The organism is Paenibacillus segetis, from assembly GCF_014639155.1.
GTDB classification, from domain to species: domain Bacteria; phylum Bacillota; class Bacilli; order Paenibacillales; family Paenibacillaceae; genus Fontibacillus; species Fontibacillus segetis.
Window position 1 is genome coordinate 643,073 of the sequence record NZ_BMFT01000001.1, and the last position, 24,699, is coordinate 667,771.

Here is a 24,699-nt window from a genome sequence, read left to right on the forward strand (position 1 = left end):
ATGATTCGTTTTTATCATAGAAGAACTATACTATAGGCTACGTTGGCGAGTCGGTTTAGGAGGGAATGTAAAATGAGATCAAACGATAGGAGAAGGTTGCGAATGAATCAGATATGGAATGGATATATCAGGAGGGGGATAATAGCAGTCCCCGTTATTGTATTGTTACTCAGTCTGTATCCGGTTGCTTGGGCTGATGAAGGGGACAGATTTAAGACGTTAATCCCGCAGAATCAAGTTTTTTCTGACACTCCTGCAGATATAGCAATGGATAGTAGCGGTAATGTCTATGTAGCTGATGTTGGGGGTGTCGTTAATTTATGAGAAAGAAAGTTAGTATTCATATTGGTTTAGCGCTTGTTCTAATTTTTTCTTTATTTTCAGTATATCCGCTGCGTGTAGCTGCTGCTCCTGTAGTGATAAGTCCGATTGATGGAAGAAATGATCTTGATGTTTCTTCTCCCGAGTATGGTCTTATTAACGGATTATATTCGAAATCGGTTTTTAAATTTGGAGGAATTGATACAAATAGTTGGATAAGTTCAGCATACTTAATTTTCGAAGGAATTACAGAAGAGTGGCAACTGGATATTAAGAACTTAAAAATTGCTGTTGCTGTTGATAACTGGCCAGCAACGCAAGTGCCAGCGGCAGTTACTCCAGAAAAATCGATTAATTCTAGTGTGCCGGGTATATTCTCTAGTATTCAGCCCTCGGGTACCGACACATCTACATATCGAATAAATGTAAGCAGCTTGTTGACACCTAGCAATATTGGTACTGATGGTGTTCTTTCGTTACTAATGTCTACGACTTCAGAATACGATGGAAACATTATAACCCCTAGACTTGAAATTAATTATGCTGCTGCGCCAGTAAACACAGCACCTAGTTTGAGTGGAATTGGTAATAAAGTGGTAATAGAAAAAGACGTGTTCACGTTTACAGCAACAGCATCAGACGCGGAGGGAGATCCACTAACGTACAGTTTGGATAGTGCTCCGACAGGAGCAAGTATTAATTCAATGACGGGTGTATTCACATGGACGCCAACAGAAGCGCAGGGTCCAGGAACCTATACGTTCATAGTCCGTGTAAGCGATGGGGCATTAACTGCTGAAGAACAAATCACGGTTACGGTTCTTGAGGTAAATGAGGCACCAGTACTAGCTGCCATTGGCGATAAAACGATAAATGAAGAAACACTGCTAACCTTTACAGTAATCGCAACAGATGCAGACCTGCCAGCGAATATGCTGACGTACAGCCTAGTAGGAGCGCCGGCAGGAGCCAGCATTAACCCAGTAACAGGTGTGTTTACATGGACACCAACGGAAGCGCAGGGTCCAGGAAGCTATACGTTTACAGTCCGCGTAAGTGATGGCATGCTAATTGACAGCGAGCAAATCACGGTTACGGTTAACGACGTAAATGCGGCTCCTGAGCTTGCTGCAATCGGCAATAAGACGATAAATGAAGGAGCGCTTTTAACCTTTACGGCAACAGCAACCGACTTGGATTCTGCTATCTTGACGTACAGCCTAGTTAATGCGCCGACGGGAGCAAGTATCAACGCTATGACGGGTGTGTTCACATGGACTCCAACAGAAGCGCAGGGTCCAGGTAGCTTTACATTTGAAGTAGTCGTTAGTGATGGAGCGTTAACGGACGAAGAGGAAATCACAGTTACGGTCAACGAGGTGAACATTGCACCTATACTTGCAGCGATTGGGGATAAAACAGTAGATGAAGAAACGCTGCTCACGTTTACGGTAGTAGGAACAGATACAGATCTGCCAGCTAATACATTGACGTACAGTCTAGTTAATGCACCGACAGGGGCAAGTATTAATGCTACAACTGGTGTGTTCACATGGACACCAACGGAAGCCCAAGGACCCGGAAGCTACACCTTTGAAGTAGGTGTTAGCGATGGAGTGCTTATTGATAGCGAGGAAATAACGGTTACGGTTAACGAAGTGAATGTGGCACCAGTGCTTGCTGTCATTGGTAATAAGACTGTGAACGAAGGAAGTCAGCTAAAGTTTACGGCAATAGCGACAGACTCGGATTCTGCTATCTTGACGTACAGCATAGATGGCGCGCCGACAGGAGCAAGCATCCATGCGACGACGGGTGTATTTACATGGACGCCAACGGGAGCACAGAGTCCCGGTAGCTATACGTTTACGGTTCGCGTAAGTGATGGTATGTTGACGGATGAGGAAGTAATTAAAGTCGATGTTAATGAGATATACACTGGTGGCGGTATATCCGCACCTCAGTCTTCAGCGAATAATACGCAAGGCGGCATATCTGTACCTAAGCCTCCAGCAAATACAGTTAAAGTGTTAGTTAATGGGAAGTTAGTGGATACAAGGACTGTTACAAATAACGAGATAAACGGACAAACGGTAATTATAGTTACAGTGGATGAACAGAAGTTGATGCAACAGTTAAAACAGGAAGGTAAGTATGCTGTCATTACGATTCCAGTAGATACAGATAGTAACGTTGTTATTGGTGAGTTTAATGGGCGTATACTTGAAAACTTGGAAAAGCAGCAAGCGATTATTGTTCTACAAACGAACAAGTCTACATACACGATACCAGCAGAACAAATTGATATTACAACAATTTCTTCTCAGCTTGGAGCAAATGTGGCATTAGAGGATGTGAAATTAAAAATCGAAATCGCTGAGCTGCTCAAGAATAGGTTGCAAATTGCCGAAGATGCAGTTAATCGTGAAGGATTAACACAAGTTGCTTCACCGCTTAATTTCAAGGTTAGCGTGGAGTATGACGGGCGTACAGTAGAGATATTGCGATTCAACGCCTATGTTGAGCGTAGGATAGCTATTCCAGAAGGGACCGATCCGAACCAAATAACTACGGGTGTAGTTGTAGAACCAGATGGCTCAGTTAGACATGTACCGACTCAAGTTACTAAAGTCGGTGACAGATATTATGCGGTCATTCATAGCTTGACCAATAGTACATACACTGTTGTCTGGAATCCGTTACAATTTATTGATGTCGAGAATCATTGGGCGAAGGCAGCAGTCAATAATATTGGATCTAAGATGGTTGTAAACGGAATAGAAAATGGAATGTATCATCCTGATCAGGACATTACTCGAGCTGAGTTCGCTGCTATTATTGTTCGTGGGTTAGGACTGAGTTTATCACAAGGAAATAGTTTATTCACAGACGTAGGTACAACAGCTTGGTACCGCAGTACAGTTCAGACTGCATATGAATATGGTCTAATTAATGGATTTGAAGATGGAACTTTCCGTCCGAATGATAAAATTACGCGTGAGCAAGCTATGTTAATTGTGTCTAAAGCGATGATAATTACAGGACTAAAAGAAAGTGCAACAAATCATTCCAATGTCGATGTAATTCGTGCATTTTCTGATGCTAGCACTGTATCTGAATGGGCCCTGGATGGCGTTGCAGACAGCGTAAGCTCAGGTATCATTTCAGGTAGAAATCATAACTTGTTAGTACCTAAAGCTAACATTACTAGAGCAGAAGTAGCAATGATTATTCAGAGGCTACTTCAAACTTCAGATCTGATTAACGAGTAAAGTCGATATTCTTGACTACAGAGGCCGTTTTCGCTGACAAACTAGTTATGTCTGATAAGGCGGCATGATGTAAGAGGCTGAAAAGCCTGTAGCATTGTGGGTTTCCTAAGTTGAAAATGCTAAATGCTCATAAATTGCTCATATGAAGGAGCCTCGCATAAGTTCATTGAACTTATGCGAGGCTCCTTTTTCATATTGATTTTATTATATCTATATTGCTGTTGTTCAAAGATGGCTTTCATCTGCTATTAAGCTGCGACTTTCTTTTGATGAGAGGAACTGACCTCATCATGCCCTATGCTTCTACTAATAAGGAATTGAGCGGTGTAATAGGTTAACATAATGATTGGACCTGAATAGGCGACATCTGAAACAAACATATTCCACGATAAAATGGAGTCTGAAGTGATAAACAATATGCTACCTAACATAGCCCATTTATTTCCTGTCATAATAGAGAACCAACCCATCAAGGAAATAGCAATGAGATAAATAAATACAGGAATGACTAATCCTCCATCACCTGTATCTATTAGAGCATGATATAGCTGGTATCCCATAAACCCACCAAATATAAGAACTGGAATGATCATCAGGAATCTTAACCAAGAGAATCGCCATCTTGTGATGAATGCTGCGGTATAGAATAGATGACCCATTAGAAATGCAGATAGTCCAATCATAAACCATTGAAGAAGACCGTCACCAAGCATACAGAAGAATAAACCGACAATTGTAATTAAAGAGTATCGATCTTTTACACTTGGTTTCTGTAAATAAGCATATATCAGAATTAGCCACATCGGAATTAATTTGAAAATAAGTGCAGAGCTCCCAAAAATATAAACAAGCCCCATTACCAGAATTGCTGCAGGTAGCCACCGTTTCATTATTCATACCCCCGTCCTACTCGATTTAAAATAAGAACTGTTAGTAAAACCTGTTTTTTCAGCGATATCAACAATGTTGTATTCAGAAGCCTTTAGCAACTCCTTAGCTGTATTCAACCGTATTTCGTTAATCATATCAGATAGTTCTTTTGTGGTTAATTATTTTTTAACGAAATCAACAATCCTAAGAAAATAACCCCAGAGAGAAGGGGGATCTGTTTGGTACATAAACAAAATGAAGAGGATCTCAATAATGGAATGAGGTCCTCTTCATTTTGTTATGCGTCCAGTATAAATGTTAAGTGCAAAATATAGTAAGTATTACCAGATTACCTTCCAATTCGGTACGCAAGTGGCTTGTATTACAGGGAATTCAGCGAAGTAATCAGCTATAATTTCTGTCATATCGGTCTGAATATCTTTTACGACGGGACAGTCTGCAAAATATGGGAAATTTCCAGCACCGGTGGCTCGATAATTATTCATAGCTACTTCGTATGTTCCATCCATATCTAAAGGTTTCCCTTGATAGTCGATGTTTATTATCCGATGACCAACGGGCTGCCTTACATCTATCGTATACTCGATTCCTTCCCACATATCGTAGTTATATGGCTGTGCTTTTGGATGAACGAACGAGGGATCAATCGTTAACTGACCATCTTCAATGGTGAAATAGGATGCACATTGTTCAAGGGCGTCACGGATATGCTGCCCCGTAACTTGCAATACTTTTAATGTGTTGGGATAGATATAATTCGTGACGATATCACGCATCGTTACTTGTTCATTAAATCCGCCTGGCTGGTCATGAAAGAGCGAGGTACAGGAAATAGGTGCATTCGTCACATGCATTTGTACTCGTTGTAGAAATTCGATATAAGGATGTTTGTGTACCCTTGCCTCAAAAGCATTGTCATATCGCAGGTTTCCGTGAATATGGCCAATCGGTTCATCTAACCATTGTTCGGTTAGATCATGCATCTCTTGAACTTCACGTACTACACGCTCATCAAGCGGTGTCTGATCATCTACATAATATAATTTAGGTTCATGCTGAATCGAAGATATGGTACCGTTGACCTTCTCCACATCGATGGTAATACCTGCTATGCAGACTGCTTTGGTTCCTGGTTGTATGATTGATTTTCCGAATGCTTGGGTGCAGATTTCGCGGTGTTGGTGTCCTGTAATCAGAATATCGAAATCTAGCTCTTTACACATTTGATAACCTTCATTTTCCCCTGTATCTGGTTCAATCAAGCTACCTGTTGTTAGGTCATGCGCAAAACCACCGTGATAGCATATTACAGTAATATCAACGTTTTCCTTTTCTTTCATGATACCCAACCACTTTTTAGCACTTTCGAAGCAATCCTCGAATACCAGGCCCTCAATATGGCTAGGATCCTCCCATAAGGTTACCAGTTGAGTAGTCAGGCCAATAATGCCAATTCGAATACCTCCAACCTCTTGAATAACATAGGGCTGCATCCAAGTTGATCCGTCTTTGGTATATATATTGGCGGATAGCCAAGGGAATTGTGAAGCTTGGATCGTGTTCTCTAATACAGGTAACCCATAATTAAATTCGTGATTGCCAAATATAGCCAAATCATAGCGCAGTGCATTCGCAGCATTAATGATAGGGCTGGGCAGTTCAGGATGGAATCTTTGATGGTAATAAGTTAATGGGCTTCCTTGAATAAGGTCTCCATTCTCAATCAATAGGGTCGGATGTTGTTGGCGTAAATTTTCAATCAGGCTTGCTGCTTTAGCAAGACCAACGGGTTCGGTTACGCCACGGTAAGTTGTAGGCATGAGATATCCATGGACATCGCTCGTTACAAGTATTTGAATTTGTTCTGTAGACACAAGTTACACCTCTTAATTTTTAATAGTAATTCATTATAAGGTCAATAGAGTATGTGATGTCAATTTATCAAATCGATAACAATATCTTAACAATAAATTATTTTAAGTTTGATATTATCTTTACAATTCTCCTATATACTTGTTAAGCTATAGATAATGTACAGGAGGGGAAAAAATGAAAAAAATAGGTTTGTTAAGTGTATCGTTAATGCTTTTATTTGCATTAGCAGCATGTGGTAATGGGGATTCCACCAATAATTCTAAAGGTGCGGAAAATGCCTCACAAGGAGAAACATCTAATAAAGAAATTAAGAAGCTTTCTGTAGGATTTGTACCTTCACGTGATCCAGCAGAAATTGTTACAGCAACGGAGCCTCTAAAAGCGTTGCTAACGAAGGAACTTGCAGGACTTGGTTATAATGTAGGAGAAGTTGATATTACGGTTGGTACAAGCTATGAAGCAGTTGGTGAAGGTTTATCTGCTGGTACAGTTGATGTTGGATTGATACCAGGCGGTACTTATGTTCTGTATGATGATGGAGCAGAGGTTATTCTAACTGCAACTCGTGATGGGTTGAGTAATGATTCTGATAACCCTGTGGATTGGAATAAGAACGAGCCAACAAAACCAACAACCGATCAAGCGACTTCTTATCGCGCAATCCTTGTTGCTGGTCCTTCTGAGAAGGGTAAAGCATTAGCTGCAAAAGTAAATAATGGTGAAGCTTTGACTTTCGAGGATTTGGATAATGTTTCTTGGAATGTTATGTCATCCTCATCTCCAGCTGGTTATATTTACCCGGCATTATGGCTGAAAGAGAATTTCGGTAAAACAATTACTGATCTATCTAAAGTCGTACAGGCGGATTCCTACGCAAGTGCGTTTGGTCGTCTTGCTGCAGGTCAAACAGATGTACTTGTTACCTATGCTGATGCACGTCGTGATTATGAAGAAAAATGGACAACTGAATTTAATCGCGAAGCTTCCATTTGGGATGAGACAGATCTACTTGGTGTAATGCCAGCCATCTTTAACGATACAGTAAGTGTAAGTAAAAACTCGAAAATTATGGATGATGGCTTAAAAGCAGCATTACAACAAGCCTTTATCAATATTGGTAATACAGAAGAAGGTAAACAGGTTATCGCTATTTATAGCCATGGTGGTTATAAAGTAGCTAACGATGCTGATTATGATAATGAGCGTAAAGCACAAGAGCTAGTACAACAATTAAAGTAATCCTTCTAACAAATTAATTTTACAAAAAATGAGAACATACTGCTATGTTCTCATTTTTCCTGATTGGAGTATGGATATGATTGAATTTAAACAGGTACAGAAAAAATATCCAAATGGATTAGTAGCATTAAAAGATATCAATCTGAACATCGAGCAAGGTGAGTATGTTGCGATTATTGGCCTATCAGGCGCTGGTAAGTCAACGTTATTACGTTGTATTAACCGGATGCATGATATCTCGGAAGGTACTTTGACGGTTGAAGGTGTTGAACTTAGTAAGCTCCATGGAAAAGGTATCCGTCAGTTACGTCGTAAGATTGGAATGATCTTTCAATCCTTTAACTTAGTGACAAGAATATCTGTTATTAAAAATGTACTCGTAGCCTTCGTGCCTGAGATGCCATTCTGGCGTAAAATATTAGGGATATTTACAGAAGATGAAAAGAAAAGAGCACTGATGTCGCTAGATAAAGTCGGTATTCTAGATAAGGCGTATGTACGTGTAGACCAATTGTCTGGAGGACAACAGCAACGTGTTGCTTTAGCAAGAACACTAGCACAGAACCCGGGGATTATTCTAGCGGATGAGCCAGTTGCTTCCTTAGATCCGGTTACTGCCAATCAAGTCATGGAAGATTTCAGACGGATTAATCAAGAGATGAATATGACCGTGATTATTAATATCCATCATGTTGAATTAGCTCTTACTTATGCTACTCGTGTCATCGGAATACGGGCTGGTGAAATTGTATATGATGGTCCTTCTAAGGATGTCAACGATCAAGTGCTACAACTTATTTACAATGGTCAAGTAGATAAAGGAGGCAGCGATAGCCATGCTAACGAAGCTGTTTCCACCTAAAACTATTGAACTACCGAATGGTAAAATAGTAATCCAAAAGCGATCGATGACGCCGCTCACCATATTAGTTACGATTGTACTGACCTATATTTCTGTTAGAATTACGGATTTTGATTTGCAGATATTAGTTGAACGAATCAAAGAGTTCTTTGTCATTTTAAATAAAATGGTTCCTCCAACATGGGACTATATGCCAAAACTTTGGGAACCACTAGTTGCAACCATAAAAATGTCTCTATTCGGCTCTGTGCTAGGTGCCATTTTTGCTTTACCGATAGCGATGTTAGCAGCAAGTAATATTAATCGCACTCGTTGGATTCCTGCTGTTACGAAATTTATTCTGAGTATACTGCGTACCTTGCCGACTTTAGTTGTAGCATTGATCGCTACCTTTATTTTTGGGTTAGGAACGATGGCGGGAACCGTTGCTATCTTCTTGTTCACGGTTGCTTATATAGGAAAATTGCTGTACGAGCAGATCGAAAATGCGAATATGGGTGCGTATGAAGCCATGAATGCCATGGGTTTAACGACGATTCAATCGTTCCGGTATGCGATATTTCCACAAGTGTTACCTAACTATTTATCGACATCACTGTTTTGTTTCGAGGGTAATGTTCGGTATGCTTCTATTCTAGGATACGTTGGTGCAGGTGGAATTGGCTTATTGTTAAATGAGAGTCTTGGATGGAGAAACTATGCGAACGTAGGCATGATTTTGTTGATGCTTGCTGTTACAGTTTACTTGATTGAGACGATCAGTGAATATTTCCGAAAGAAACTGATGTAGGTGAAGAAATGATGAATACAATAGAAGAACAATTAAAAAAGGCCACTACCAAACGCCTGCCTAAGTTTCTAATCACTGTAATAGTCCTGATTATTTTTTTGTGGTCAACATCAGCAGTGAATTTGGATAATGTAACGGAAAATGGGTTCTCCATCGCGAAAAATATTTTATTAGGTATAGTTCAACCTAATACGGACCTGCTGTTTAATTTGACTACAGGCGGTGTCCTATATTTATTGATTGAAACCATGGCTATCGCCTTTTTGGGAACAATTGTTGGAGCAGTGATAGCTATTCCGCTTGCTTTCCTATCCGCGTCCAATATTGTGCCGAAGCCAGTATCTGTTATTGTCCGCCTCCTATTAATCATTATCCGGACCATTCCGGCTATTGTGTACGGATTAATGTTTATTCGGGTAACAGGGCAAGGACCATTTGCAGGTGTACTTACGATGTCTTTAACAAGTGTCGGTATGTTATCTAAGCTATATGTTGATGTTATTGAAGAGTTAGACAAATCAGTGCTTGAATCTATGGAATCCATTGGTTGTACCATGACCGAGAAAATTCGCTATGGTATTCTGCCACAATTATCTGCTTTGTTCATGTCCATCGTGATTTATCGATTTGATATGAATCTGCGTGATGCTTCAATTCTCGGAATAGTTGGAGCAGGGGGGATAGGTGCCCCGCTTATTTTTGCAATGAATTCTTATCGCTGGTCGGAGGTAGGATCCATTCTAATTGGTCTTATCGTACTGATACTAATTGTGGAATATGTTTCGAATAAAGTTCGCAATAAATTAGTAAATGGATAATCATCTGAGCAAACATATATAAAACGCATTTCATGGGTTCTTAGAACTCCTTGGAAGGCGTTTTTTTGTTTAGCATAGTTGATTTGTTAAATGTTGATAATAAAGAGTACATAAAGATTTTACAAGTTGACATATAAATGGAGGGTTTATGAATGAAGTTTCCACATGATTTTTTATTTGGAGCTGCATCGGCTTCTTATCAAATAGAAGGAGCATGGAATGAAGACGGTAAAGGGTTAACGAATTGGGATGTATTTTCAAAGATTCCTGGTAAAACGTTTGAGGGCACAAATGGGGATGTAGCGATAGATCATTATCATCGATATAAAGAAGATATTCAATTCATGGCAGAGATGGGACTTGAATCGTACCGATTCTCGATTTCATGGGCCCGTATATTGCCAACGGGAGAAGGAGCAGTTAATGAACAAGGCTTGGAATTTTATAATGATGTAATTAATGAGTGTTTAAAATATGGAATTGTTCCATTTGTTACGCTATATCATTGGGATTTGCCTCTGGTACTTGAAGAAGATGGGGGATGGACGAATAAGCGAACAGCTGAAGCATTCGCCCAGTATGCGGAAATTTGTTTTCGGGCATTTGGTGATCGGGTTAAACATTGGATTACGTTTAATGAAACGGTGATGTTTTGCGGATTAGGTTATTTAAAAGGGGCACATCCGCCTGGGATTCAAAACGATGAGAATAAATACTTTCAAGCGACACATTACGTATTTTATGCACATGCCAAAGCTGTGGAGATCTATAAGGCACTGAATCATTATGGCGAGATTGGAATTACCCATGTGTTCTTACCGGCTTACAGTGTAGATGATACCGATGAGAATCTAATAGCCGCCAGACATGCAAATGAATATGAAACTTTTTGGTATTATGACCCTATTCTAAAAGGAGAATATCCACCGTATGTGGTTCGGCAACTACAGGAGAAAGGCTGGACGCCAAGTTGGACAGAAGAAGAACTAGAAACGTTAAAGAGGAATGCGGGTAAAAATGATTTTATTGGGCTTAATTATTACCAGCCCATTCGAGTAGCAAAAAATCACGAAGCTGTTTTATCTATGGAACATTCGAGAGAAACATCAACTCTAACTCCAGGCAATCCGTCTTTTGATGGCTTTTATCGGACTGTAAAAATGGAGGATAAAACATATACAAGATGGGGATGGGAAATCTCACCTCAAGGGTTCCTAGACGGATTGCATATGTTAAAAGATCGCTATGGAGATATAAAAATGTACGTAACAGAAAATGGACTTGGTGATGAGGATCCAATTATTGATGGTGAGGTAGTGGATGTTCCTCGCATTAAATATATTGAGCAACACTTACAAGTGATTAAGCGTGCAATCGAAGAAGGTATTCATTTGAAAGGGTATTACGCATGGTCCGTAATTGATCTATTAAGCTGGTTAAATGGGTATAAAAAGCAGTACGGATTTATCTACGTGGATCATAATAATAACTTAAACCGTAAGAAGAAGCTGTCGTTCCATTGGTATAAGCATATTATTGAGACGAGAGGCGAGGGGTTATAAGTAACCCAGAAAACTTCTTGCTACGAAAAATAGGATTGCTCAACACATTTAAAATGAGTAATATGAGTATTGCATGTTCTTTTAAATATAGAGATAAATAGGTAGGAGAGCACCATGAAAACAACACGACAGAACGCATTGATTTTCTCGTTTACGTTTATGGCTTTTATTCTGGGTACGACGGAGTATATTATTGTTGGCTTACTCTCGGAAATATCCGTGAGTCTTGGAGTTACGCTAGCTACAGCGGGAGGGCTGGTATCCGGCTTCGCGATCTCTTACGCGATTGGCACACCGCTTATGATGTCTTTGTGCGGCCGTATTCCGAAACGGATTACGATTCTTGTATCGCTTGCATTGATTTTACTGCTGAATTTGTGGAGTGCTGTAGCCGGATCCTACAGTATGCTAATGGTGACGAGAATAGTTACAGCCGTACTAAGTGGCTTCGTCCTGTCTGTAGCCATTACGGTAGCTAGTGAAGCAGTTGACCCAGAGAAGAGAGGCAAAGCGATTGCTACTATTCTGAGTGGCTTCGCTATTGCGAACGTGCTTGGTGTTCCGATCGGCACATTTGTAGGGCAGTTCTTCACTTGGCCGGCAGCATTTGTTCTAAATGGGATTTTAGCTGGAATTGCTATTATTCTAAATTATGTGTATATTCCACGAGGACTACCGAAGCCTGTGCCCAGCTCGCTCAAGGATCAGGTCGAACTGCTCACAAATGGACGCATCATTCTTGCTTTCTTCATTCCGGTTACGGCTGTGGGAGCCGTGTTTGTGATGTATACATACATTACACCGATACTAGAACAAGTGATGAATATTCCTAAGAGCTCGGTTAGCGGTATACTGCTTGTATATGGGGTTGCCACGATTATCAGTAACTGGCTTGGAGGTAAGATTGCGACGGGTAATGCAGTAAGCAAGCTGAGATTCGTATTTCTTATGCAAGCGTTGGTCTATATCGTCTTTAGTATGACCGCATCAATCTCGATTCTAGGGATGGTTGTACTCATTGTACTAGCCACGATGTCAAGTATTGTGAGCGCACCAGCACAGCTTTATTTGATCGATTTGGCCAAGCAGTTCTCACCAAGAACGAAGGACCTTGCTGCATCGTTGAATCCAGTAGCCTCTAACCTGGGAATCGCAGGCGGATCCGCGATTGGTGGAGTGGTTGTTCAGCAGGGAGGCTTAATTTCTCTTCCGGTAGCTGCTGCCTTTCTGGCGATATCGGCATGTATAATTGCGGTGATATGTAGTAGGTTGGATCATCCAAGCCAAGCGACGACGATGGCTCAGCATCACATTAATGGCTGATATTGGAACGGTAAATACCAAAGAAAATAGACAAAGGGTAATTATACATGCTCAAGTTGTACTTTGTTTTAGGCCTAATAGACTAACAAAAACAAACGCTTGGACTCTAATGAGCCCAAGCGTTTGTTAATTGCCGATTGGTTACCGCCGTTTAGCGTAAAGTTTTCAATGCGCCGCTCCAAGCAATGACTTGGTCAAGCATGCCATTCACATTGGTCAGGTGAAGATCAGCTGGTTTGAACACAGTTCCGTTCTCAAAATCAGTGAATAGTGACAATGCCGGATGCACACGAACGTCTGCTACGGATAGTTCTCCCAAGATTCCACGAAGATGTTCAGCTGCGCGAGCACCACCTACGGAGCCATAACTTACGATCCCTGCCGCCTTATTATTCCAAGCATCACGTGCATAATCAAGTGCGTTCTTCAATGATGCTGAAATACTGTGATTGTATTCTTGTACGATAAATACGAACCCATCTAAGCTAGCAAGTTTGGTATTCCAAGCAGTTGCTTGTTCTGTAGCATCTGCTTCCCCAAGAAGTGGTAGCTTGAAGTCAGCGATATCAACGATTTCATAATTCGCATCTCCGCGCCCATCAGCCACACTTTTTACCCATTCCCCAACTTGTGGGCTTAAACGACCTTGACGGGTGCTTCCTAAAATAATTCCGATGTTTAATTTTGACATTGTTTTGTCCTCCTCCATTTTTGTCCTGCCTAGTAATTTATCCAATAAGCCCAAATTTACACAACCTTCCGAAGTAAAGATTAACCGACTCCTTTGGGGTTAATGTTCAAACTTCAATGTAAGTTAGTTAACTCATATCAATTATCTTGATATCAAGTATTCTCAATGTAAGACAATAATAATCTAGTAAGTTCCTTTTGTCAAGTGACTTTATAAAAGTTAGTGTCGTTATATTTACTACAAGCTGAAAGAGGCCTTTACGGGAACCTCTGAAGTAGATTATTGATACTTAATCATGTACTTTGATACCTTAATAACCTTCTCTATTAAATTCATACTCTTTCCCTATTGGCATATATTTACTTTTATGTTAAAACTTTTATAAGACTATCAAAGATTTTAATTTACCTCGACTTGACCCAATATTAACTTTCGCCGCTAAGTTATAAAAAATCCATATTCGATCTGGTACCTCCGGCAAATACATCTAATCAATCAGATCAGAATCCTTCTCAATAAATCCACTGCACCCTTTAATCATAGCTCTCTTATGGCACGGCACAACTTCGGGTCACTAGTTCCTTTCTCCTAAGAAGGCGTTCTCTATATTTCGATGAAAACTATTTATCCATTAACCCTGGTGAAGAAATATAAGCAATTGTCGTTCCTGTTGTTTGTTATAACTTAGCCATATCCGCGCTCCACAATCTCGCATTGGCTTGTAATTTCGCATTCTATGCCACCCTGGTATCCATCTATCATTCTATGGAACTTTGAATGCGATTACATAGATTTGCTAGCGAAAGGAGAGATATGTCGTTTTTTCTCAGGTCTGACGAACCTATAAACCCAAATTGAACGGAGAGTGATTAGATTGAAAAAGGTCAAAAAGGTTAGTGTTATCATGCTTCTCGTCCTCATCATGGTATTCTCAGCTATACCATTAACTGCCTTCGGTGCTGCACCTTGGGCGCCTAATACAGCCTATAAAACAGGCGATCTCGTTACCTATGGAACTGACACCTATAGTTGTGTGCAAGGACATACCTCTCTCGTTGGATGGGAACCGCCAAACGTCCCTGCACTTTGGAGCAAACAAGCGGCACCTGCCGACCCGCAGCCACCGACTGCTCCAACGAATGTTATGGCTAGCAATATAACAACAGAATCCGTTACCCTTAGTTGGACGGCATCTACCGATAATGTCGGTGTTACAGGCTATGACGTCTATAACGGAACGACACTTGCAGGTTCAACTACAACCACAACGTTCACCGTTTCAAGCTTAACTCCAAGTACAACCTATTCCTTCACTGTTAAAGCGAAAGATGCTGCGGGTAACATTTCCACTGCAAGCTCATCTGTAAACGCTACAACATTGGCTATTGTTCCGGATACCCAGCCTCCGACAGCACCAACGAATATAACAACCAGCAACGTGACAAGTAATTCGGTTACATTAAACTGGACGGCTTCAACGGATAATGTGGGTGTTAAAGGTTATGATGTGTACAAGGATTCCGCGCTTGCCGGATCTTCGACAAGTACTTCCTATATAGTGACGGGTTTGAGTGCTAGTACCGCATACACGTTCACGATCACAGCGAAAGATGAGGCAGGTAATGTATCAGTAGCCAGCGCACCTGTCAGCGTAACGACAGGCGCAGCAGACACGGTGCCACCAACGGCACCGACAAACTTAGCGGCACCTACAATAACTGCAAGCTCTGTATCATTAAGCTGGACCGTTTCGACAGACAACGTCGGCGTCAAAGGCTACGATGTATATAATGGTACGACACTTGCTGGCTCTTCGAATACAACATCCTACACGGTTACAGGTTTAGCTCCGAATACCGCGTACACTTTTACTGTAAAAGCAAAGGATGATGCGGGTAATGTTTCCGCTGCCAGCAATGCACTCACCGTTACAACACTTCCTCAAAATCCATCGCAATATGAGATTATCGGCTACTTCCCAAGCTGGGCTGCTTACAATACACCGTCCTTTACGCCTGCTAATATTGATGCAACAAAAGTAACTGTCATCAACTATGCATTCCTTGATATCTGCTGGAACGGCAGACATGGCAATCCTTCTACAAGCTCGGATAATCCAAATCCAAATACTTGGACCTGTCAAAACGGCGATGGCACTCCAAATAATGCTCCGAACGGTTCTATCGTGCTTGGAGATCCAATGACTGACGGTACGGCAGATGGCGGATACAACCAATTGGTTAAGGCTAGACAGCTTAAGAACACGAATCCAAATCTTAAATTATTCGCTTCTGTCGGCGGTTGGACATGGTCCAATCAATTCTCCAACACGGCGAATGATCCTGTTACTAGAGGCAACTTTGCTACTTCTGCCGTGAATTTCTTGCGTCAATATCAATTCGATGGCATCGACATCGATTGGGAATACCCGAACAGCATCGGCGTACCTTGCGCGTCGGGTCAAACCTGCCAACGTACAGCTGACAAGGCGAACTACATCCTTCTACTCCAAACGCTTCGCCAAGCTCTTGATACGGCTGGACAACAGGATGGCAAACACTACTATATTACGATTGCTTCCAGCGCTAACTCCAGCTTCCTTGCTGATGCAGGCGGCACCAATAACTGGTTATCAAAAGCTGCACAGTATTTGGACTGGATCAACATCATGACCTACGACTACTATGGTCCATGGGATGCTACAAGCGGCATCGTATCACCACTGTATAACGACCCTGCCAACACAAATGGCAACAGCCAATTCAACATCAATTCCACAGTAACCAACTACTTGAATAAAGGCATCCCTGCCAATAAGATTACCGTAGGCGAACCATTCTATGGCTATGGCTGGACTGGATGTAACGCAGGTCCAAATAACAACGGATTGTATCAAAGCTGTACTGGTGCAGCCACGGGTGGTTCAGACGGCTCGACGTATGACTTTGCCTACCTGCAAAGTACCGGCATACTGTCTGCTGATTCCACAGGTAAATATACCGTTGCAGGGCAAGGTTATACCCGCTATTGGAACAGCGTGACGCAAACGCCATTCCTTTATAATCCAACTACGAAAATCTTTGTTACGTATGATGATGAGCAATCCATTCATTTGAAAAATGAGTTTATCAAAACCAAAGGTTTACGCGGTGCGATGTTCTGGGAATTAAACGCTGACAAAAACCGCTCATTGCAAACTGTCGTGTCTAATGACTTACCTCATTAATACGATTAGCTGTATTTTATATGGTTGAGTGCTATGAAGTGTCGAAGAGATGCTTAAAAGCAAAGTGAGTAACTAATTCCTAAGCATATTATTGAGACGAGAGGCGAGGGTTGTAAGCTCGATTGAGGATTTGAACATATTAAAGAAGAGGCATCCAATGAGTTCAAGAACTCTTTGGATGCCTTTTCTTTGTGTGCAGAACAATTTGATATTAACGCAAAGTTTTCAATGCACCGCTCCAAGCAATGACTTGGTCAAGCATGCCATTCACATTGGTCAGGTGAAGATCAGCTGGTTTGAACACAGTTCCGTTCTCAAAATCAGTGAATAGTGACAATGCCGGATGTACACGAACGTCTGCTACGGATAGTTCTCCCAAGATTCCACGAAGATGTTCAGCTGCGCGAGCGCCACCTACGGAGCCATAACTTACGATCCCTGCCGCCTTATTGTTCCAAGCATCACGTGCATAATCAAGTGCGTTCTTCAATGATGCTGAAATACTGTGGTTGTATTCTTGAACGATAAATACAAAGCCATCCAAGCTAGCAAGTTTGGTATTCCATGCAGTTGCTTGTTCCGTAGCATCTGCTTCCCCAAGAAGTGGTAGCTTGAAGTCAGCGATATCAACGATTTCATAATTTGCATCTCCGCGCCCATCAGCCACACTTTTTACCCATTCCCCAACTTGTGGGCTTAAGCGACCTTGGCGGGTGCTTCCTAAAATAATTCCGATGTTTAATTTTGACATTGTTTTGTCCTCCTCAATTTTTGTTCTACCTAGTAATTTATCCAATAAGCCCAAATTTACACAACCTTCCGAAGTAAAGATTAACCAACTCCTTTGGGGTCAATGTTCAAACTTCAATGTAAGTTAGTTAACTCATATCAATTATCTTGATATTAAGTATTCTCAATGTAAGACAATAATAATCTAGTAAGTTCCTTTTGTCAAGTGACTTTATATAAGTTAGTACAAACATAAAAAAATTCCTTTTTTGATGTTTGGACTTATAGTCATACGCTTGATAGAATGGAAAATAGTTGGAATGGAGGGTGCATGAGAAGAAATGAAACTAAAAGTTATTATTGTAGACGATGAACGTCTTGCCTTAAGAAGAATGGAGAAATTATTAGAAGAACAGATTGAAGTCGAAGTTAGTCTTGATTTGATCGGAACTTTTGTGAATTCATATGATGCTTTAGAAGCGGCTCGACGAGAACCGCTACACTTGGCTTTTTTAGATATTGAGATGCCGGAGATTGATGGGTTTGAATTGGCTAATCGATTGCTGGAAATTCAGCCGCAGCTTCAGATTGTGTTCACTACTGCGCATCAAGAATATGCTGTGAAAGCATTTGAGATGAATGCACTCGATTACTTGTTGAAGCCTGTAAATCAAAGTAGATTAGCTATCACTCTACAACGTGCTGCGGTATCAGCCGCGAGAACTACAGAAATCATTACAGAAACGGACAATATAAAACTATGTTTGTTGAAAAATATACATTATATAGATACGTATGGAGCGGTGCAGTCTTTTCCATGGAAGACGTTAAAAGCATGTGAGTTATTTGCTTACCTTGTATATCATCACGATAATACAGTGAATAAGCAAACGCTAATCGATTTATTATGGCCGGATCAAGATATTGAGAGATCGACTACGCAATTACATACTGCAATTTATCAGATTCGTAAAATTATAAAAGAAATTGATTTGATTTATCTTGAATTGAAATATAAAGATGGAGGATATAGTTTTGTATTGGGAGAATTAAAGTTGGATGTTGAAGAATGGGAGAGCCGTGTACGTCAGGCTCCTGATGTAACCTCGGATACGTTGGATCAACATTTGTCTATCATGTCGTTATACAGTGGAGATTTTCTGGAAGAACATCGATATATTTGGGCGGAGTATGAACAAGAACGGATTCGTTTGATCTGGTTGAATCATATGAAGCAAATCGCGGAGTGTTACTCGTCGCTTGAACAATATACAGAGGCTATGTTGTTGTACCAAAAGATTGTGGAAAGAATGCCTTATGTGGAAGACGGTTATTTTGGCTTAATGAAAATTTATTCGATATTAAATCATCAACTAGAAGTCAGAAAACAGTATCAGATCATTTCAAATAAGCTACAAGAGGAATTTGAAGTGACTCCTAGCAAGGAGTTAACAGAATGGTATCATGAATGGAGCAACAATATGTAAATCAATGTACTCATAGATAGGAATGATATATCATGAAAGTGAAAGTCGTATCTATAGCGCTAATTGTTATTGGAATTCTAGTACTGTGTTATCCCAAACTCTCTGAAGTATATTATGATTATCAGCAACAAAAGCTGGTTAAGGAGTGGGAGAACAGCCTGCAGAATATTCAGAGTATTGATGAACCAACTCCTACGGATCGTGAAGCAGAGAAGTCCAGTAACGAATTGACCAATGATGGAACGGATGACCACATTGAGGTGACAACAAAGCCTGATTTTAGTAGCTATAAGAATATGGAAGGCATTTTGGTGATCGACAAGATCGATTTGCTATTACCTATTCTTCATGGGGCAACGAACGAGAATATGAAGACTACTGTTGCTAGTATCGTTAATACGGGGAAGGCCGGCGAAGTTGGAAACTATGCGATAGCAGGACATCGCAATCGTACATTCGGAAGAAACTTTAATCGACTTGATGAATTAGAAATTGGAGATACGATTGAAGTTGATAACGGAGATACTCAATTTGCATATATGGTAACAGAGAAATTTCGCGTGAAGCCTGACGAAGTATGGGTATTGGAAGGTAATGACAAAGACAAAGAAATCACATTGGTCACCTGTGATCCCATGGTAAACCCAACGCATCGCCTTATTATACAAGGAAAAATAGTAGATTAGTCTTTATGTAGATCTCTTAAAAGGAGGTCTTTTTTTGCTACCATAAATTCAGAATAAATTCAGTGAGATAATTTATATTTATAAGATAAATAACGACGAAAATCGACTATAGGTGGGGAATTTTGGAGTTTATTGATTGGCTGCGATTATACTGCAATAACCTATGAGAATGGTTGTAAGGAAGGGGAATAGTTGTATTTAGAGTTCTGTACCACGGAGTACATAAGTGTTTAAATGGATTAACTTGTGAAGTTATGGTAAATACAAAATAGATATTTATTAGGAGGTAGTTAAGCATATGAAGAAGAGATCTATAGCGGTGCTGCTGGCATTTTTGCTCGTATTTCAGATTTTTAGCTCTGCGGGGACATTGGGGATTGTGAAGGCGGCAGAAAAAACAGATAGAATATCCTTTACGAAGGTCGAACTTAGTGAGGAGAAAGATAGTGATATAATTGCTGTGATTAAAGATGCAGTTGAAAATTACGACCCCAACTATCAGTTTTCGCTGGATAAACAAATCTATGTGAAGTATGCATGGAAGCTGGAAGGTGGGCATGATTTCTGGAAAGATGATACTTATACCTTTAATCTGCCAGAAGGTCTTAAGCTTGAAAAAGATATTACTGGTCCACTCAACGATTTTGGTACATTTACAGCATTTAAAGATACAGGTAAAGTTGTTCTAACCTTTAATGAGAATGTCCGGGACTCGGAGGAACTAGATTCAGATGGAAGTGAAGTATTCGGAGATCTTCAATTTTGGGCCTATATAGACGATGGGAAAATTCCAGCAGGCTCAAATACGGTAGATATTGTCTTCAACAACCATCCAATCACCGTAAACGTTAAGCCGTCTGGTAACCATAATTCAGTAAACAAGACAGGAAACGTTATTTCCGATCCTGTAGAAGGAAAGGTTATTGAATGGACAATCGATGTTAATAAGAATCTGGAGAAAATTGATAATGCACAAGTGGTTGATCCAATTCCTTCAGGGTTAGAGCTATTCGGAGCGGTTACAATTGATAAGCTAAATGTAGCTCTTTCTAATGGAAATGTATCAGTTGAACCTGGTTCCACGATAACCATTGCTAATCCAACGGTTAACTCTTCCAATGAACTTACTATAAACTTTGCAGATGTTCTAAATAATACTGGCAGCATTGATGGAGCCTACAGAATTACTTTTAAGACAAAGATTACACAAGAAATGGACGAAGCTGCTGTACCATTCGAAAACACAGCTAAATTGACAGGTAATAAGCCAAATAATCCTCCTATAGAGTATAAAGGTGAAGATACCGTTACAATTACCCCAGTAAAAGTATTGCAAAAAGCAGGCGGTAAATCTAATCCAGATCATAGTATAGATTGGGAGATCAAGTACAATTTTGGTGAGAGATCTTTGACCGATCCCGTTATTACAGATTTATTCGATAACAAACATGTACTTGATGGAACTGTCAAAGTGTATGAAGTAGACGCAAATGGAAATAAAACAGGTTCTCCTGTTAATATTTTTAGCCAGTCTACTGATGTAACAAATGTAACAGGCTCTGATGAAAAAAATGGTTTTATTCTTTCACATACCGGTACTATTACAAAACCATATATTATAGAATACAAAACAAAACCTGCGTCGGATGTAACTGAAGGCTACACTGTTAACAACAATGTATTTGACAACAATGGCAAGACTGCTACTTCCTCAGGTGGAGTCTCGCAAAACTTCTATAGTAAATCCCATAGCGAAGTAGACTACAATAATAAAACCATCAAATGGACAGTTCATATTAATAAAGATAAATACAATATGACGGGTGGTGTCTACACAGATACATTCCCACTTGGTAAGAATGGCAAGCCTGCTCTTAAATTAGTGGGCAATGTTAATGTAACGAAAGATGGAAACGGACTTGATGGAACCGTTACACCAGATCAGGATGGTAAAGGTTTTACAGTAACTGGTCTTAGCGGAGAAACACATTATACCATTACGTATGTAACGACGTTTGATTTTGAGGAGTCCTCATTGGATTCTCTCATCGCTAATTACAAAAACGTAGGTAACTTCAAGTGGGATCAAGATACAAGACCAAATAAACCAGGCACTACATTTGAAGATACTTTTACTCCAAATCCAGGGGATCACTGGCAATGGACTAACAATGGTAAAAAAGAAGGTAAGTACAGTGCTGCTACAAAAACCATCTCATGGAATATAGGTTTTAACTATGGTCAAAAGCTAATGACGGATGCTGTTATTACAGATAAATTGACTGATATTCAGAGCTTCAATAAAGATTCCTTGAAGATTTATGAAGTTATTGTTAACAGTAATGGATCAATAACAGAAAGTGCTATCCCTGTATATGAACATGGAGTAACAAATGGATTTGTAACAGTTCAGGAGCCTTCTGCAGCTAATGAAAATACACTTAAAATTTCATTTTCTCAACTTATTAATAAACAAGCTTATATCGTGAAATTTACAACTTCAGTTGACGATCAAAAATTCGATAACAGTCACCAAACGATTTCTAATACTGCTATTGTGTCTCATAATGATAGCAACAATGAGAAATATACATCTAGTTTGACTAACTCAGTCCAAGTGCCAAAAGCTGGAACGTATATTTCTAAAACAGGAATTTCAGAGCAAAATGATTCATCTGTCCCATCTAATAAAGATAAATATAAAATTAACTGGGAAATAAAAATTAATGAAGCACAATCAAAAATTAAAAATGTTAAGGTTTCTGATACACCAAGTGAAAACCAAATATTGCTGGGCAAAAATAACTTTAAGCTGTACAGTGCCACTTATAATAACAACAATGTATTAGAGCAGGGTTCTGAAATTGTTAATCCAGTGGAAGAAGAGAATCACATCTATAATCTGAAGATTGCAGAAGATGGTACTAGTTTTGAATTATCTTTTGTGAGAGAAATTGATTCAGCATATATTTTGAAATATTCCACTTACGTTGACGCTGAAGAAGGTACCACAGTCTCTGTATCCAATGCGGCAAAATTAACTGCAGATGACATTAAAAATTCTTCAACTACAAGTCAAGTCCCTTACAGCTTCGCACTATCAGGCGGTACTGGTAACGCTAATGCACTGACTGGTGACGTTGTAGTTAATAAAACGGGCGATGACGGTAAACCGCTGGCTAATGTTGAATTTAAGCTTCTTCGTACTAATGGATCTACTTTGCGTACTGAAACAACTGGTCCAGATGGAAAGCTAGAATTTAAACAAGTTAGATATGGTAATTATATCCTGAAAGAGGTTGCAGCCCCTAAATACTACAACTTAGATGGAACAGGTGAAACTAAAGTTAGTATTAATGCTATTACTACAAAAGATTCAACTGAAGCTATTGAAATGAATATTAAAAACATCAAGAAGAAATTCGGTAACTTGACCATTAAAAAGGTAGACAATGCTGATAATACCAAGTTACTTCCTGGTGCAACTTTTGAACTTTATGAGAAGGAAGGTTACCCTACAACTAAAAAGCTTGTAGTAAGTGGTACTACAGGCACAGACGGCACTTTAACGTTTAATGGTGAAGCACATGAAATTTACCAGGGTATTGATTATGTATTGGTAGAGAAGACGGCTCCTTATGGCTATTATGTGTTAAATAATGGTCTTAAAGAAGTTATTCTTACTCAAGCAGATACAGATTTAACGATTGAAAACTCTCAAAATCCGGTTGGTCATATCGCAATTACAAAGGTTGATCAAACGGATAACAGTATTGTTTTACCCGGAGCAGAGTTTGAGTTATACCACAAAGACTTCCCGACAGTTAAAGTTGACACACAAGTGACGGGTACTGACGGAATAGCAACTTTCAAGAATATTCCTTATGGTGAATACATCGTTAAAGAATCAAAAGCTCCTTATGGATATCAGGTAAATGCTACTATTGATAATATCACGCTAAATGCGACGATGATCGATGTCGCCAACACTGTAACTGCTACCGTTAAGGATGAAAAAGCACCAACAGGCGAGCTTGACGTAACAAAGGTTGCTAAACACGATAAAAACTTGCCACTTCCTAACGCTGAATTCGAGCTGCGTGATGCTGATGGCATATTACGTGCGACAGGCAAAACCAATGCTCAAGGTAAATTGGAGCTGTTTGAGGCAGGCACAACAACAGCTATTATTGAGCTCCCAATTGGAGAGTACTCATTGAAAGAAACTAAGGCACCAGTTGGTTATATATTGACTGGCAATGGCATTACTGATGTCAAAGTAGTTGATGGCAGCACTACTCCTGAACCATACAAAATCGAGAACCAAATTTATATTCCAACTCCTGGTGGCGGAGGAGGAGGTGGTGGTGGAGTTCCTCCAGTAAGTCCTACCCCAACACCAAGCCCATCACCTAGTCCAAGTCCAGATCCGGGTACGGAGCCAAGTCCGACTCCTACTCCAACACCGGTACCGACTGAACCGGGCAACACAGCTACACCTAAACCAGAAGGGCCTAAAGACAAGGTGACAACGCCGAAGGACAAGCCTGTAAAGGGTAAGGTTGATGTTCCGAAAGATACCACGCCGAAGGTGAAGGAGAAACCTAAGCATGGTAAAGTTACCGTAGATCCAAAGGGTAAATGGGTGTACACGCCGAAGGAAGGATATGTAGGCAAGGATTCATTTACGATTAAAGTAACTGATAAAGATGGTAATGAAGAGGAATATGTTATAGATGTTGATGTATTACCTAAAGGCGGGACTACTGGTGATCAGGGTTCGTCAACAAACACGGGGAAGACACTTCCAAAAACAGGAGAATCAAGTCATTTACCGCTTCAAGTAGCTGGCTTAGCTCTGATCGTTCTTGGTGGAAGCCTGCTAATCTTCCGGAAAAAAAGACTGCTTCAAAAATAAAAAAATGAA

The 24,699-nt window shown here is 40.1% G+C and carries 16 protein-coding genes; 12 read left to right on the forward strand and 4 right to left on the reverse strand.

Annotated features, from left to right (window positions below; translation table 11 throughout):
• Positions 1-102 precede the first annotated feature (102 nt).
• Entirely contained in the window at positions 103-324 is a 222-nt protein-coding gene (locus IEW05_RS02730) for a hypothetical protein (RefSeq protein ID WP_188535590.1), read from the forward strand.
• On the forward strand, positions 321-3,593 hold the full coding sequence (locus IEW05_RS02735) for a putative Ig domain-containing protein (protein WP_188535592.1): 3,273 nt from the start codon (positions 321-323) through the stop codon (positions 3,591-3,593). The genes IEW05_RS02730 and IEW05_RS02735 overlap by 4 nt, the downstream gene beginning before the upstream one ends.
• A gap of 248 nt (positions 3,594-3,841) precedes the next feature.
• On the opposite strand, the gene IEW05_RS02740 is transcribed toward IEW05_RS02735, so the two are convergent.
• Together IEW05_RS02740 and IEW05_RS02745 are read right to left on the reverse strand one after the other, a co-directional pair.
• Positions 3,842-4,483: a lysoplasmalogenase gene (locus IEW05_RS02740; RefSeq protein ID WP_188535594.1), complete on the reverse strand. Its 642-nt coding sequence runs from the start codon at positions 4,481-4,483 to the stop codon at positions 3,842-3,844.
• 321 nt (positions 4,484-4,804) lie between these two features.
• On the reverse strand, positions 4,805-6,358 hold the full coding sequence (locus tag IEW05_RS02745; RefSeq protein WP_229753235.1) for a bifunctional metallophosphatase/5'-nucleotidase: 1,554 nt from the start codon (positions 6,356-6,358) through the stop codon (positions 4,805-4,807).
• 175 nt (positions 6,359-6,533) lie between these two features.
• On the opposite strand from IEW05_RS02745, the gene IEW05_RS02750 reads away from it, so the two are divergent.
• The 6 genes from IEW05_RS02750 (at position 6,534) to IEW05_RS02775 (ending at position 12,953) form a co-directional block, all read left to right on the forward strand.
• Positions 6,534-7,598 carry a phosphate/phosphite/phosphonate ABC transporter substrate-binding protein gene (locus tag IEW05_RS02750; RefSeq protein WP_229753236.1) on the forward strand — a complete coding sequence of 355 codons (1,065 nt, stop codon included), beginning with the start codon at positions 6,534-6,536 and terminating at the stop codon, positions 7,596-7,598.
• 76 nt (positions 7,599-7,674) lie between these two features.
• A complete protein-coding gene (gene phnC, locus IEW05_RS02755; RefSeq protein ID WP_188535596.1) occupies positions 7,675-8,460 on the forward strand; it encodes a phosphonate ABC transporter ATP-binding protein in 786 nt (261 codons plus the stop codon).
• Entirely contained in the window at positions 8,435-9,250 is an 816-nt protein-coding gene (gene phnE / locus IEW05_RS02760) for a phosphonate ABC transporter, permease protein PhnE (protein WP_188535598.1), read from the forward strand. Before phnC ends, phnE (IEW05_RS02760) begins: the two co-directional genes overlap by 26 nt.
• 11 nt (positions 9,251-9,261) lie before the next feature.
• The gene (gene phnE, locus IEW05_RS02765) at positions 9,262-10,068 is read left to right on the forward strand and encodes a phosphonate ABC transporter, permease protein PhnE (protein WP_188535600.1); all 807 of its coding nucleotides are present in this window, start codon (positions 9,262-9,264) and stop codon (positions 10,066-10,068) included.
• 152 nt (positions 10,069-10,220) lie between these two features.
• Positions 10,221-11,630: a GH1 family beta-glucosidase gene (locus IEW05_RS02770; protein WP_188535602.1), complete on the forward strand. Its 1,410-nt coding sequence runs from the start codon at positions 10,221-10,223 to the stop codon at positions 11,628-11,630.
• A gap of 114 nt (positions 11,631-11,744) precedes the next feature.
• A complete protein-coding gene (locus IEW05_RS02775) occupies positions 11,745-12,953 on the forward strand; it encodes an MFS transporter (protein WP_188535604.1) in 1,209 nt (402 codons plus the stop codon).
• 151 nt (positions 12,954-13,104) lie between these two features.
• Here the strand turns inward: IEW05_RS02775 and IEW05_RS02780 are convergent, their stop codons facing one another.
• Positions 13,105-13,644, reverse strand: a complete 540-nt coding sequence (locus IEW05_RS02780) for an NADPH-dependent FMN reductase (protein ID WP_188535606.1) — start codon at positions 13,642-13,644, stop codon at positions 13,105-13,107.
• A gap of 868 nt (positions 13,645-14,512) precedes the next feature.
• On the opposite strand from IEW05_RS02780, the gene IEW05_RS02785 reads away from it, so the two are divergent.
• The gene (locus IEW05_RS02785; RefSeq protein WP_444543949.1) at positions 14,513-16,870 is read left to right on the forward strand and encodes a glycosyl hydrolase family 18 protein; all 2,358 of its coding nucleotides are present in this window, start codon (positions 14,513-14,515) and stop codon (positions 16,868-16,870) included.
• A 211-nt stretch (positions 16,871-17,081) separates the two neighbouring features.
• Here the strand turns inward: IEW05_RS02785 and IEW05_RS02790 are convergent, their stop codons facing one another.
• Positions 17,082-17,621: an NADPH-dependent FMN reductase gene (locus tag IEW05_RS02790; protein ID WP_188535606.1), complete on the reverse strand. Its 540-nt coding sequence runs from the start codon at positions 17,619-17,621 to the stop codon at positions 17,082-17,084.
• 319 nt (positions 17,622-17,940) lie between these two features.
• On the opposite strand from IEW05_RS02790, the gene IEW05_RS02795 reads away from it, so the two are divergent.
• The 3 genes from IEW05_RS02795 to IEW05_RS02805 all read left to right on the forward strand — a co-directional run bounded on the left by IEW05_RS02795 (position 17,941) and on the right by IEW05_RS02805 (position 24,690).
• On the forward strand, positions 17,941-19,086 hold the full coding sequence (locus IEW05_RS02795) for a response regulator (RefSeq protein ID WP_188535610.1): 1,146 nt from the start codon (positions 17,941-17,943) through the stop codon (positions 19,084-19,086).
• 32 nt (positions 19,087-19,118) lie between these two features.
• Positions 19,119-19,772, forward strand: a complete 654-nt coding sequence (locus IEW05_RS02800; RefSeq protein ID WP_188535612.1) for a class D sortase — start codon at positions 19,119-19,121, stop codon at positions 19,770-19,772.
• Between the two features lie 298 nt (positions 19,773-20,070).
• Positions 20,071-24,690 carry a collagen binding domain-containing protein gene (locus IEW05_RS02805; protein ID WP_188535614.1) on the forward strand — a complete coding sequence of 1,540 codons (4,620 nt, stop codon included), beginning with the start codon at positions 20,071-20,073 and terminating at the stop codon, positions 24,688-24,690.
• Positions 24,691-24,699: the final 9 nt, after the last annotated feature.